Annotated in this window: 14 protein-coding genes; 7 read left to right on the top strand and 7 right to left on the bottom strand. The window is 66.1% G+C overall.

Annotated elements, in window-relative coordinates; genetic code table 11:
- Positions 1–2 precede the first annotated feature (2 nt).
- The 4 genes from B6S44_RS15585 to B6S44_RS15570 all read left to right on the top strand — a co-directional run bounded on the left by B6S44_RS15585 (position 3) and on the right by B6S44_RS15570 (position 2663).
- On the top strand, positions 3–533 hold the full coding sequence (locus B6S44_RS15585; protein ID WP_129157814.1) for a hydrolase: 531 nt from the start codon (positions 3–5) through the stop codon (positions 531–533).
- Between the two features lie 8 nt (positions 534–541).
- Entirely contained in the window at positions 542–1177 is a 636-nt protein-coding gene (locus B6S44_RS15580) for a 2-hydroxychromene-2-carboxylate isomerase (protein WP_164985845.1), read from the top strand.
- Between the two features lie 110 nt (positions 1178–1287).
- On the top strand, positions 1288–2295 hold the full coding sequence (locus tag B6S44_RS15575; protein WP_129157812.1) for a Vgb family protein: 1008 nt from the start codon (positions 1288–1290) through the stop codon (positions 2293–2295).
- A complete protein-coding gene (locus tag B6S44_RS15570; RefSeq protein WP_164985844.1) occupies positions 2292–2663 on the top strand; it encodes a c-type cytochrome in 372 nt (123 codons plus the stop codon). Before B6S44_RS15575 ends, B6S44_RS15570 begins: the two co-directional genes overlap by 4 nt.
- 97 nt (positions 2664–2760) lie before the next feature.
- On the opposite strand, the gene B6S44_RS15565 is transcribed toward B6S44_RS15570, so the two are convergent.
- The 7 genes from B6S44_RS15565 to B6S44_RS15535 form a co-directional block, all read right to left on the bottom strand.
- On the bottom strand, positions 2761–3753 hold the full coding sequence (locus B6S44_RS15565; protein WP_129157810.1) for a branched-chain amino acid ABC transporter permease: 993 nt from the start codon (positions 3751–3753) through the stop codon (positions 2761–2763).
- Between the two features lie 9 nt (positions 3754–3762).
- On the bottom strand, positions 3763–4650 hold the full coding sequence (locus B6S44_RS15560) for a branched-chain amino acid ABC transporter permease (RefSeq protein ID WP_129157809.1): 888 nt from the start codon (positions 4648–4650) through the stop codon (positions 3763–3765).
- Between the two features lie 190 nt (positions 4651–4840).
- Positions 4841–6046, bottom strand: coding sequence for an ABC transporter substrate-binding protein (locus B6S44_RS15555; protein WP_129157808.1), 1206 nt, complete (start codon positions 6044–6046; stop codon positions 4841–4843).
- A gap of 56 nt (positions 6047–6102) precedes the next feature.
- Entirely contained in the window at positions 6103–6861 is a 759-nt protein-coding gene (locus tag B6S44_RS15550) for an ABC transporter ATP-binding protein (RefSeq protein WP_129157807.1), read from the bottom strand.
- Positions 6851–7615 (bottom strand): ABC transporter ATP-binding protein, encoded by a 765-nt coding sequence (locus tag B6S44_RS15545; RefSeq protein WP_129157806.1) that lies wholly within the window; start codon positions 7613–7615, stop codon positions 6851–6853. The genes B6S44_RS15550 and B6S44_RS15545 overlap by 11 nt, the downstream gene beginning before the upstream one ends.
- A 170-nt stretch (positions 7616–7785) precedes the next feature.
- Complete coding sequence (locus tag B6S44_RS15540) at positions 7786–8421, bottom strand: TetR/AcrR family transcriptional regulator (protein ID WP_129157805.1); 636 nt, start codon at positions 8419–8421, stop codon at positions 7786–7788.
- 92 nt (positions 8422–8513) lie between these two features.
- Positions 8514–8750, bottom strand: coding sequence for a hypothetical protein (locus B6S44_RS15535; protein ID WP_129157804.1), 237 nt, complete (start codon positions 8748–8750; stop codon positions 8514–8516).
- A 23-nt stretch (positions 8751–8773) separates the two neighbouring features.
- Here B6S44_RS15535 and B6S44_RS15530 point away from each other — a divergent pair, with 23 nt between their 5' ends.
- From B6S44_RS15530 to B6S44_RS15520, 3 genes are read left to right on the top strand one after another with little or no spacing between them, the layout of a single operon-like run.
- Positions 8774–9235 (top strand): (2Fe-2S)-binding protein, encoded by a 462-nt coding sequence (locus B6S44_RS15530; RefSeq protein ID WP_129157803.1) that lies wholly within the window; start codon positions 8774–8776, stop codon positions 9233–9235.
- Between the two features lie 3 nt (positions 9236–9238).
- On the top strand, positions 9239–11416 hold the full coding sequence (locus B6S44_RS15525) for a xanthine dehydrogenase family protein molybdopterin-binding subunit (RefSeq protein WP_129157802.1): 2178 nt from the start codon (positions 9239–9241) through the stop codon (positions 11414–11416).
- A complete protein-coding gene (locus B6S44_RS15520; RefSeq protein ID WP_129157801.1) occupies positions 11416–12042 on the top strand; it encodes an Isoquinoline 1-oxidoreductase subunit in 627 nt (208 codons plus the stop codon). Before B6S44_RS15525 ends, B6S44_RS15520 begins: the two co-directional genes overlap by 1 nt.
- Positions 12043–12107: the final 65 nt, after the last annotated feature.

Raw genomic sequence — 12107 nt, 5'->3', positions numbered from 1 at the left:
CGATGCATCTGATGAACGCCAAGCGGTCCCGCCTCGTCGTCATCGACTTCCAGGCGCGATTGATGCCGGCGATCCATGACGGGCCGCGCCTCCTCGCCAATGCCGGCAGGCTGGTTGCGGCGGCAAAGCTCCTCGACGTGCCGGTTGTGATGACCGAGCAGAATCCGACCGGCCTCGGCGCGACGGTTCCCGAACTGGCCGAGGCTGCGCCCGCCATCGCCAAGATGAGCTTCGATGCCTGCGCCACGCCGGCCTTCATTGACGCTATCACCGGCGACGACGACCTTATTCTCTGCGGCTGCGAGGCGCATGTCTGCTTCGGCCAGACCGCGCTCTCTCTGCTCGAGCACAAGCGCCGTGTCTTCGTGGTGCAGGACGCCGTCGGCTCGCGCGTGCCGGAAAGCAAGGAGGTGAGCTTACGTCGGCTGGAGCGAAACGGCGCCGAGATCGTCACAACGGAGGCAGTCGTATTCGAGTGGCTGCGCACAGCCGAGCACCCGCAGTTCCGCGCCGCCCTCGCGCTGATCAAGTGAGCCCGCCTTTGCCTCAGCCCGCTTTCTGGTATTTCGACATTATCTCGCCCTTCGCCCATCTCGCGCTGACGCGCCTCGATGCGATCCGGATGCAGCGGCCGGTGGTACTGAAGCCGATCGTCTTCGGCGGTGTCCTCAAGGTCTGGGGCCAGCTCGGGCCGGCCGAAATCGCGCCCAAGCGCGTCCATACCTATAGGCTCGCAACGCACACGGCCCGAGCGATGGGCGTGCCCTTCCGCTTCCCGCCGGCCCACCCCTTTAACCCGCTCGCCATGCTGCGCCTGCTGACCGCGCTCGACGGCAACGAGGCGGCCGTGACGGCCGCCTTCCGCCTCGTCTGGGGCGAAGGGCGCGACGCCAACGAGCCAGCCGTGCTGGAAGCGGTGGCCGAGGCCGCCGGCCGGCCCGGTTCCCTGGCGCTGATCGGGGAGCAGGAGATCAAGGATCGCCTTCGCCAGGCGACCGAAGAAGCAGTTGCCGCCGGCGTCTTCGGCGTGCCGAGCCTGGTGATCGATGGCGAGGTCTTCTGGGGCGCCGACGCGATGGCGATGGCGCAGGACTATCTCGCCGATCCGGCCGCCTTCCACAGCGGCGAAATGGCGCGCGTTTCGACCCTGCCCGAAGGCATCCAGCGGCAGCGCTAGAACGAGAAGAGGGAACCGTCCGGCCGCAGCCACAGTTTCACGATGTTGTCGGTTTACGCCTGTCTTGGACAGGCAGATCATTCGCCGGCCGACAACGAAAGGAGACGCCCATGCTGCGCCGTTCGTTCCTGAAATTCGGTATCGCCGGCCTCGCCGCGCCGAATCTGATCCTGCGCAGCGCCGAGGCGACCGGACAGCCCCAGCCCGGCAGCCCGTTCATCGTCACCTATTTCGAGGTGCCGGAGATCAAGGGTTCGCGAGATGTCACCGATGCCGGCGACGGCACGCTCTGGGTCTGCGGCCAACGCAATGGCGTGCTCGGCCGCTTCGACCCGCGCACCAGCCAGACCAGGGTGATCCCGCTCGGCGACGGCGCCGCTCCGCACGGCGTCGTGCGCGGGCCTGATGGCGCCGCCTGGGTCACCGAGGGCGGCCAGAACGCCATCGCCCGCGTCGACGACAAGACGCACAAGGTCGATCTGTTCAAGCTGCCGGCCGAGCGCGAACGCGCCAATCTCAATACGCCGGTCTTCGACAAGACCGGCATGCTCTGGTTCACCGGCCAGAACGGCATCGTTGGCCGTCTCGATCCGAAATCCGGCAAGATGGAGATCTTCGACGCGCCGCGCGGCGCCGGCCCCTATGGCATGACGCGCACACCGGCCGGCGATATCTGGTTCGCCTCGCTCGCCGGCAACTACATCGCGAGGATCAACACCCAGAGCGGCGCCTTCACCGTGGTCGATCCACCGACCGAGGGCCAGGGCGCTCGCCGGGTCTGGTCGGATTCGAAGAACCGGATCTGGGTCAGCGAGTGGAATTCCGGACAGGTCTCGGCCTTCGACACCGAAAGCGGCAGCTGGAAGGGCTGGAAGCTGCCGGGCAACAAGCCGCGGACTTATTCGGTCTATGTCGATGACGCCGACAAGGTCTGGCTCACCGACTTCGCCCTCAACAGCATCGTCCGCTTCGACCCGCTGAGCGAGGAGTTCAACAGCTTCCCGAGCGACAAGCCCGGCGCCAATGTCCGCCAGATGGACGGGCGGAGCGGCGAGGCCTGGGGCGGCGAGAGCGGCAGCAACCGGTTGGTGCGTATCCAGACGGTGAAGCCGGCGTGAAAACGGGGCTCGCGGCGCTGTTGGCGCTTGCGCTGTCCCTGACCGGCCCGCTCCAGGCGCAGGAGCCGGCAGGAGCTGCCATCTTCAAGGCCTGCCAGTCCTGCCACAGCCTCGATCCCGGCAAGGCCGGCATGGCGGGGCCCCATCTTGCCGGGTTGAAAGGGCGCGTGCTCGGCTCGGCCGAGGGCTTCGATTATTCGCCGGCGTTCAGGGCCGCGAAGGCGCAAGGGTTCGCCTGGGACCGCGAGCGGTTGCTCGGCTATCTCGCCGATCCCGATGCGATCGTGCCCGGTGGCTGGATGAGCCCGCCCGCCGGCCTTCGCGCGGCGGACCGGGCGGCTGTGGTCGACTATCTGTTCACGCAGTAGCGCCCATCATTGCGAGGAGCGAAGCGACGAAGCAATCCAGAGGCGGCAGAGCCTATGCCTCCTGGATTGCTTCGCTACGCTCGCAATGACGATAGGCTCACAGCGGCTTCTTGATCCATTTGGCGATCATGCCGACGATGCCTTCGCGGAAGAGCAGGACACAGATCACGAAGACGACGCCCTGCACCACTGTGACCCAGGCGCCGAGCGTCGCCAGGAAGTTCTGCATGGAGACGATGACGATGGCGCCGACGATCGGGCCGAAGACCGTGCCGAGCCCGCCGACCAGCGTCATCAGCACGACCTCGCCCGACATCGACCAATGCACGTCGGTGAGCGACGCCAGCTGGAAGACGATCGCCTTGGTCGCGCCGGCGAGCCCGGCGATCCCGGCCGAGAGCACGAAGACGGCGAGCTTGTACTGGCTGGCGCGATAGCCGAGCGAGATGGCGCGCGGCTCGTTGTCACGGATCGCCTTGCAGACCTGGCCGAAGGGCGAGTGGATGACGCGGTAGATCAGCAGGAGCCCGCCCATGAAGACCGCGGCGACGAGCCAGTAGAGGGCACGGTCGTCGGCGAGGCTGAACAGGCCGAGGAGCTTGCCGCGCGGCACCGCCTGGATGCCGTCCTCGCCACCGGTAAAGCGCGGCGTCTGCAGCGAGAAGAAGAACGCCATCTGCGCCAGCGCCAGCGTGATCATCGCGAAGTAGATGCCCTGGCGGCGGATCGCGAGCGCGCCGAAGGCGAGGCCGAGCAGAGCCGCGATCCCGGTGCCGGCGAGGATGGCGAGTTCCGGCGTCAGCCCCCAATGCTTGGCCGTGTAGGCGCTGACATAGCTCGCCATACCGAAATACGCTGCGTGGCCGAAGGAGAGGAGGCCGCCATAGCCGAGCAGAAGATTGAAGGCGAGCGCGAACAGCGCAAAGCACAGCACCTTCATCACGAAAACCGGATAGGCGACGAATGGCGCGATCACGAGCGCGGCCGCGATGCCGATCATCAGGTTGCGGTGCAGCCGCGCTGTGCTGTCATCAACCTCGCCGATGGCGAGAGCGGCGGCGGGAGCGTCGGTGGAAGCGATGTCTGCCATCTCAATTCCTCACGCGGCGCGGCCGAACAGGCCGGCCGGCTTCACCAGAAGCACGATCGCCATGATGATGAAGATCACGGTCGCCGAGGCTTCCGGATAGAAGACCTTGGTCAACCCCTCGACCAGGCCGAGCGAGAAGCCGGTGACGATCGCGCCCATGATCGAGCCCATGCCGCCGATGACCACCACGGCGAAGACGACGATGATCAGGTCGGCGCCCATGTTCGGGTTGACCGAGTAGATCGGCGCGGCCAGCACGCCAGCAAAGGCGGCAAGCGCGACGCCGAAGCCATAGGTCAACGTCACCAGCAGCGGCACGTTGATGCCGAAGGCCTGGGTCAAGGTCGGGTTCTCGGTCGCAGCGCGCAAATAGGAGCCAAGCTTGGTCTTCTCGATCATGAACCAGGTGGCGAGGCAGACGACGAGCGAAGCGATCACGACCCAGCCGCGATAGGTCGGCAGGAACATGAAGCCGAGATTATAGCCGCCGCGCAGCTCGGCCGGGATCGAGTAAGGCAGGCCGGAGGAGCCATAATTGTTGCGGAACAGACCCTGGATGATCAGCGCCAGGCCGAAGGTCAGCAGCAGCCCGTAGAGATGGTCGACATGGGCGATGCGCTTCAGCAGGAAGCGCTCGATCACCACGCCGGTGATGCCAACGGCGATCGGCGCCAGCAGCAGCGCCGCCCAGTAGTTGATGCCGAGATAGTTCAGGCACATCCAGGCGACGAAGGCGCCCATCATGTACTGGGCGCCATGGGTGAAGTTGATGATGTTGAGCAGGCCGAAGATCACCGCCAGGCCGAGGCTGAGGATCGCATAGAACGAGCCGTTGATCAGGCCGAGCAGAAGCTGACCGAACAATGCCTGCGGGGGGACACCCAAGAGCTCGAACATGCGATCGACCATTCCGTGAAAGCTGATCCGGGGCTGGAGCCGGATCCGATCAGGTTGGAAACAACCTGATCGGTGAATCCGTCTCCAACCTGGAGATAGAGACCGTTTTTCCGATCAGCTTGCGATGCAAGCTGATCGGAACGGGCTCTACCGGCCCCGGCAGAGTGTGTCGTGGGCTGTCTTCAGCCCATCACTTCTTGACGAGTGGGCACTCGCTCTCGGCAAGCGGCTTGAAGGCCTCATCCGCCTTCAGCACCGCGATCTGCTTGTAGTAGTCCCACGGCGCCTTCGATTCCGACGGCTTCTTGACCTCGAACAGGTACATGTCGTGCAACTTGCGGCCGTCGACGCGGACCGAGCCCTTGCCGAACAGCGGATCGTCTGTCGGCAATTCCTTCATCTTGGCCATGACGACCGCCGAATCCTTGCTCTTGGCCGCCTCGACCGCCTTGAGATAGTGCAGCATGCCGGAATAGACGCCGGCCTGGACCATGGAGGGCTTCTTGCCGCCGTTGAGCTTGGCGAAACGCTCGGACCAGGCGCGGGTCTGGTCGTTCATGTCCCAGTAGAAGGACTCGGTCAGCACCAGCCCCTGAGCCGTCTGCAGTCCCAGCGCGTGCACGTCGGTGGCGAAGACCAGCAGGCCGGCCAGCTTCTGGCCGCCGGCGACGATGCCGAACTCACCCGCCTGCTTGATCGAGTTGATGGTGTCGCCACCGGCATTGGCGAGGCCGATGACCTTGGCCTTCGACGCCTGCGCCTGCAGCAGGAAGGACGAGAAGTCGGTACCCGGGAACGGCGTACGCACCGCGCCCAGCACCTTGCCGCCGGCCTTGGTCACCACCGCCGAGGTGTCGCGCTCCAGAGCATGGCCGAAGGCGTAGTCCGCGGTGAGGAAGAACCAGCTGTCCCCGCCGGCCTTGGTCATGGCGCCGCCGGTGCCCTGGGCGAGCGCGTAGGTGTCGTAGGTCCAATGGACCGTGTTCGGCGAGCAGGCCTTGCCGGTCAGGTCCGAGGAGGCCGCGCCGGAGTTGATGTGGACCTTGTTCTTCTCGCGGGTGATCTGGTTGACCGCAAGGGCGACCGAGGAGGTCGGCACGTCGAGGATCAGGTCGACGCCGTCCTGGTCGTACCATTGCCGGGCGATGGTCGAGCCGACGTCCGGCTTGTTCTGGTGGTCGGCCGAGACGATCTCGACCTTGATGCCCTTCTCGGCCGCCTTGAAGTCCTCGACTGCCAGGCGCGCGGCGATCACCGAGCCCTCGCCCGAGAGGTCGGCATAGAGGCCGGAGCGGTCGTTGAGCACGCCGGCCTTGACCGAGATCTGCTGCGCCAGCGCGGGCGAAGCCATCAGCGCGCCGAGCGCCGTGGCTGCGAGCAATGTCTTGAGCTGCATGTTCTTATCTCCCTGAGATGTCTGGTGTTCGTAAGGTTCTTGTTGGACGCCCTGCGTCAGACCCCGAGATAGCTGTGGAGCTTGTCGATATTGGCGTCGAGTTCCGGATTGGGGATCATGTCGATGACCCTGCCCTGCTCGACGACATAGTGCCGGTCCGCCACAGTCTGGGCGAAACGGAAATTCTGCTCGACCAGGACGATGGTGAAGCCCTTTTGCTTGAGCATGCGGATGGTGGCGCCGATCTGGTCGATGATCACGGGCGCGAGGCCCTCGGTCGGCTCGTCGAGCAGCAGCAGATTGGCGCCGGTGCGCAGGATGCGGCCGATCGCCAGCATCTGCTGCTCGCCGCCCGAGAGCTTGGTGCCCTGGCTCTTCAGCCGCTCCTTGAGATTGGGGAAAAGCGTGAAGATCTGCTCGACCGGGAGCCCGCCCGGCTTGACCTGCGGCGGCAGCAGCAGGTTCTCCTCGACCGAGAGCGTCGAATAGATGCCGCGCTCCTCCGGCACATAGCCGATGCCGAGCCGGGCGATGGCGCGCGAGGGCAGCCCGATCGTTTCCTGGCCGGCGAAGGTGACCGAGCCCTTGCGCTTGCCGATCACGCCCATGATCGATTTCAGCGTCGTGGTCTTGCCGGCGCCGTTGCGGCCGAGCAGGGTCACCACCTCACCCTCGCCGACATCGAGCTCGATGCCATGCAGGACATGGCTCTCGCCATACCAGGCCTCGAGCCCGCGCACCGCCAGCAGCGGCTTGGCGCCCGCCGCAGCCGGACGCTCCAGCACAGCTTCAGTGGCCGGTCCTTCAGTGACCATGGCCGACCCCCGATCCGATATAGGCTTCGATCACGCGCGGATCCTTCGAGACGGCGGCATAGTCGCCCTCGGCCAGGACTTGGCCGCGGGCGAGCACGGTGATGCGGTCGCAGAGCGAGGCGACGACCGAGAGATTGTGCTCGACCATCAGGATGGTGCGGTCCTTCGAGACCTTGCGGATCAACGCCTCGATGCGCTCGATATCCTCGCGGCCCATGCCGGCCATCGGCTCGTCCAGCAGCAGCATCTCGGGCTCGAGTGCGAGCGTCGTCGCGATCTCGAGCGCGCGCTTGCGGCCATAGGAGAGCTCGCCGGCCGGCAGCTCGGCGAAGGCCGACAAGCCGACCGCCTCGACGAGGCGCAACGCCTCGGCATCGAGCGGAGAGAGCACCTTCTCCGAGCGCCAGAAATCGAAGGAATCGCCGCGTTTTCTCTGAAGCGCAACGCGGACATTGGTCTTGACCGAGAGCTGCGGGAACACCGCCGAGATCTGGAAAGAGCGCACCAGCCCGAGTCTGGCGATCTCGGCCGGCTTCTCGCGGGAGATATCGCGGCCATTATAGACGATCTGGCCCCGCGTCAGCGGCAGGAACTTGGTCAGCAGGTTGAAGCAGGTCGTCTTGCCCGCACCGTTCGGGCCGATCAGCGCGTGGATCGACCCGCGCCTGACCTTCAGATCGACGCCATTGACGGCTGTGAAGCCGGCGAATTCTTTCGTGAGGCCTGAGGTCGATAGAATAATATCCTCAGACATCCGCCCTTAACCTTAGTCATTGCTGGATTGTTCGTTTCCCCGGGCGGCATGCTGCACCGCGCATATCGCCCATGTCAACGGCGCGGGTGTGCGCAAAAACCCATGCCGGGCACGCGAAGCCCTCGTCTCTAGACGAAAGGCTTACACAGAAAGGCCAAGCTCAATCGCGCTCAGGCTCGAAGCGGCGCATCCCTGGCGACTGCAGCCGCAAAGACCGCGGCGATCTCGCGCAGGCGAAGCAGATAATCCTCGCAGGACGGCTGCTCGCCGTATTTGGCGCCGGCAGCGGCGCGCATCATCGTCGCGATCAGCGTGTCCAGCGGAAGGCCGCTGCGTTCGATGGCGATCTCGCCTTGCGCGGCGGCATCCTCGAACAGCTGCCGGGCGAAGCTTATGAAGATCGCCTCGAAGGCGGCAAGCTCGGCTCCAGCGATGCTCACCATCACCGCTTTGAGCTCGCCGAGATGCTCACCGGCGCTGAAAGCACTGAAGGCGGTGCCGTGATGGGCCGCCATCAGCGCAGCGAGCCGCTCTGAGAACGAGCCCGGCCTCGCCAGTGCCTCGCGGCAACGTGTCTCGACTTGGCCCCCGAGGCCCGCGAGCATGGCCCGGAAGACGTCGTCCTTGCCTTTGAAATGGAGGTAGAGCGTGGCGCGGGCGACCCCGGCCTCGCGCGCGATGTCGTCCATCGAGGTGCGTTTGTAGCCATAGCGGGCGAAGAGGCGCAGAGCCGCCTCCGCGATCTGCTCGATGCGGCCCTTGCCGTCCTCGCCGGACGTTATGGAACTTTCGCTGCGGTCGCTCATTTGCAGTCTTGACAGAATCCAAACTGTCGGCGACTATTCTAGTTAGACGCAAAACGTCTAACTCGTCTAGTCGCACGGCCCCAGACGACGGATCATTCGCCCGCCTCTGATATGTCAGAACGGGCTGGTGTCGTGATTTCGAAGTTCGCCTCGTTCGATATCAAGCGCGGAGCGAACTTCGAAATCGGAAACGACACCAGAACCAAAGAGGTGCCAGTATCTGGATTCTGAAACTCGCTCCACCCCGATATAGGCCTATGGCGAGTTTCAAAATCCAGATACTGGCGAGCGAGCCTCGATCCGGCTGCCATGGTGCCGTGCTGCGTCATGACCGCGATCCCGCGAGGCAGCCATGGTCCACTCGATCAATATCAATGGAACGACGCATCGCGTCGACGTCGACGACGACACCCCCCTGCTCTGGGTGCTGCGCGACAATATTGGGCTCACCGGAACCAAGTTCGGTTGTGGCGTCGCGCAATGCGGCGCCTGCACCGTCTACATGGACGGCCAGCCGCTGCGCTCCTGCTCGATGCCCGTCTCCGCCATAGGCGAGGCCAAGATCACCACGATCGAGGCGCTCGCCGGCAAGGAAGCGCAGGCCGTGCAGGCGGCCTGGATCAAGCACGATGTGCCGCAATGCGGCTATTGCCAGTCCGGCCAGGTGATGAGTGCGATCGCACTGCTCACCGAGATTCGCAAACCGACCGATCGCGACATCGACCTCGCCATGAACGGCAATCTCTGCCGCTGCGCCACTTATGTCCGCATCCGCGCCGCGATCCACGACGCCGCACGCACGCTGGAGGGTTGAGCCATGACCGCACACGACACCAACCTCTCTCGCCGCAACCTGCTCAAGGGCGCCGGCGCCCTCGTCATCGGCATGAGCCTGCCGCAGGCGGGGCGTGCCCAGTCCGGCGCAGCCCAGGCCTTCCGCCCGGGGGGCAACGCCGTATTCGCCCCGAACGCCTTCATCAGAATTGGCGCGGACGACACGGTGACTGTGCTGGTGAAGCATATCGAGTTCGGTCAAGGCCCCTTCACCGGGCTCGCGACTCTCGCCGCCGAGGAACTCGACGCAGACTGGAGCCAGATGCGGGCCGAGCACGCGCCGGCCGACGTCAAGCTCTACGCCAACCTCGCTTTCGGCGTGCAGGGCACCGGCGGCTCGACGGCGATCGCCAATTCCTTCGAGCAGATGCGAAAGGCCGGCGCCACCGCCCGCGCCATGCTGGTGCAGGCCGCCGCTGAGGCCTGGAAGGTTCCGGCCGGTGAGATCACCGTCGAGAAGGGCGTGCTGAAGCACGCCTCCGGGAAGCAGGGCCGCTTCGGCGAGTTCGCCGATGCTGCCTCCAAGCTCGAGGCCCCGGCTGAGGTCAAGCTCAAGGACCCCGCGCAGTTCAAGCTGATCGGCAAGGAAGGTGCGGTCAAGCGCCTCGACAGCCAGGGCAAATCCACCGGCAAGACGCAGTTCACCATCGACATCCGCACGCCCGAGATGCTGACCGTCGTCGTCGCCCGGCCACCGCGCTTCGGCGGCAAGGTCGCCTCCTTCGATGCGACCGAGGCGAAGAAGATCAAGGGCGTGGTGGACGTCCAGCAGATCGGCTCGGGCGTCGCCATCTACGGCACCGGTATGTGGCCGGCGCTGAAGGGCCGCGAGGCGCTGAAAGTGACCTGGGACGAGAGCGGGGCCGAAAAGCGCGGCAGCCGCGAGCTCATCGCCGAGTACCGGGCGCTCGCCCGCACTCCAGGCACGCTCGCGGGCAAGCACGGCGATGCCGATGCCGTTCTCGCCAAGGCCGAGAAGGTGATCGAGGCGGAATACGTCTTCCCCTATCTGGCGCACGCGCCGATGGAGCCGCTAGACGGCTATCTCGAATGGAACGCGCAGGGTGCTCTGGCGCGCTTCGGCAGCCAGTTCCAGACCACCGAGCACCAGACCATCGCGACCGTCCTCGGTCTGCCGCCGGAGAAGGTACAGATCGAGACCATGCTCGCCGGCGGCTCTTTCGGCCGGCGCGCCCAGGTCAGCCAGCATCTGGCGGCGGAACTCGCCATGGTCGGCAAGGCGATCGGCCCGAACCGGCCGGTCAAGCTGGTCTGGACCCGCGAGGACGACCTCGCCGGCGGCTACTACCGGCCGCTCTTCCTGCATCGCATGCGCGGGGCGGTGAAGGACGGCAAGATCACCGCCTGGAGTAACAGCATCGTCGGCCAGTCCTTCTTCCTCGGCACGCCCTTCGAGGCGATGACGGTGAAGGACGGCATCGACGCCACCATGGTGGAGGGCGCCAATGAGCTGCCCTACGAGGTCGCCGATTTCCGCTGCGAGGTGCATGCGCCCAAGGTCGGGGTGCCAACCTTGTGGTGGCGCTCGGTCGGCCACACCCACACCGCCTATGCGGTCGAGAGCTTCATCGACCAGCTGCTGCAGGAGGCCGGGCAGGACCCGGTCGCCGGGCGGCTCGCGCTGATGGGCAAGCATCCGCGCCTTGTCGGCGTGCTGAAGGCGGTCGCCGAGATGGCGAAGTGGAACGGTCCGGGCCCGGTCGACGGCCGCGCCCGCGGCGTCGCCGTGGTCGAGAGCTTCTCGTCTTACGTCGCCCAGATCGCCGAGGTCTCGCTCGGCGAAGGCGGCGAGCCCAAGGTGCACAAGGTCTGGTGCGCGGTCGATTGCGGCATCGCGGTCAATCCCGACATCATCCGCGCCCAGATGGAGGGCGGCATCGGCTTCGGGCTCGGCCACATCCTCTATGGCGAGCTGACGCTCGACCAGGGCCGGCCGGTCCAGACCAATTTCGACAGCTACCGCTCGCTGCGCATCCACGAGATGCCCGAGGTCGAGGTCCGGATCGTACCGTCCACCGAGAAGCCGACCGGCGTCGGCGAGCCCGGCGTGCCGCCAATCGGACCGGCGGTCGCCAATGCGCTGGCGCGGCTCGGACGGGAGCGGCCGCTCTCCCTGCCGATGGTCGGAGGGACTGTGTGATGCGGTCGATCGCTCTCGCCACGACCGCGGCCGCCGTCACCCTGCTGCTCGGCAGCGCACTCACGCTGGCGCAAACCGCGCCGGCGCCGCAGCCCGGCGGAGCGACCTTGCGCCCGGCTGCAAGCTTCACCAACATCGCCAATCAGCGCGACCGTTCGGTCGCGCTGTTCAACGAAATGGGCAAGGTGCTGCAGCATCCGCGCTGCATGAACTGCCACCCGGCAACGGAACGGCCGCGCCAGAGCGACGCGAGGCGACTGCACCAGCCCATGGTCGTGCGTGGTAAGGACGGGCACGGCGCGCCCGGGCTCGCCTGCACCACCTGCCATGGCAAGCAGAACTTCGACCCGGCCGGCATTCCCGGCGACGGTCACTGGGCGCTCGCCCCGGCCTCGATGGCCTGGGAGGGCAAGACGCTCGGCCAGATCTGCGAGCAGCTCAAGGACCAGAACCGCAACGGCAGCCGCGACCTCGCCGCGATCATCAAACATGTCACCACCGACACGCTGGTGCTCTGGGGCTGGAACCCCGGCAAGGGCCGACAACCTGCGCCGGGGTCGAGCGCCGAGTTCGGCGCATTGATGCAGGCTTGGGCCGATAGCGGGGCGGCGTGTCCGGCGGCGTAACCTGAGCCGGTGACCCCTTCCCCGTCATGGTCGGGCTTGTCCCGACCATCCACGTCTTCCCGGAT

Source organism: Allobosea sp. Tri-44 (assembly GCF_004123845.1).
GTDB lineage: Bacteria > Pseudomonadota > Alphaproteobacteria > Rhizobiales > Beijerinckiaceae > Allobosea.
This window is presented reverse-complemented; position numbering and strand designations above follow the sequence as displayed.

What these genes read in the sequence shown, in the direction of transcription:
- B6S44_RS15585 (WP_129157814.1), top strand. Translation starts at nt 3, where the DNA reads ATGCATCTGATGAACGCCAAGCGGTCCCGCCTCGTCGTCATCGACTTC.
- B6S44_RS15575 (WP_129157812.1), top strand. Translation starts at nt 1,288, where the DNA reads ATGCTGCGCCGTTCGTTCCTGAAATTCGGTATCGCCGGCCTCGCCGCG.
- B6S44_RS15565 (WP_129157810.1), bottom strand. Translation starts at nt 3,753, where the DNA reads ATGGCAGACATCGCTTCCACCGACGCTCCCGCCGCCGCTCTCGCCATC.
- B6S44_RS15560 (WP_129157809.1), bottom strand. Translation starts at nt 4,650, where the DNA reads ATGTTCGAGCTCTTGGGTGTCCCCCCGCAGGCATTGTTCGGTCAGCTT.
- B6S44_RS15555 (WP_129157808.1), bottom strand. Translation starts at nt 6,046, where the DNA reads ATGCAGCTCAAGACATTGCTCGCAGCCACGGCGCTCGGCGCGCTGATG.
- B6S44_RS15550 (WP_129157807.1), bottom strand. Translation starts at nt 6,861, where the DNA reads ATGGTCACTGAAGGACCGGCCACTGAAGCTGTGCTGGAGCGTCCGGCT.
- B6S44_RS15545 (WP_129157806.1), bottom strand. Translation starts at nt 7,615, where the DNA reads ATGTCTGAGGATATTATTCTATCGACCTCAGGCCTCACGAAAGAATTC.
- B6S44_RS15540 (WP_129157805.1), bottom strand. Translation starts at nt 8,421, where the DNA reads ATGAGCGACCGCAGCGAAAGTTCCATAACGTCCGGCGAGGACGGCAAG.
- B6S44_RS15535 (WP_129157804.1), bottom strand. Translation starts at nt 8,750, where the DNA reads ATGACGCAGCACGGCACCATGGCAGCCGGATCGAGGCTCGCTCGCCAG.
- B6S44_RS15530 (WP_129157803.1), top strand. Translation starts at nt 8,774, where the DNA reads ATGGTCCACTCGATCAATATCAATGGAACGACGCATCGCGTCGACGTC.
- B6S44_RS15525 (WP_129157802.1), top strand. Translation starts at nt 9,239, where the DNA reads ATGACCGCACACGACACCAACCTCTCTCGCCGCAACCTGCTCAAGGGC.
- B6S44_RS15520 (WP_129157801.1), top strand. Translation starts at nt 11,416, where the DNA reads ATGCGGTCGATCGCTCTCGCCACGACCGCGGCCGCCGTCACCCTGCTG.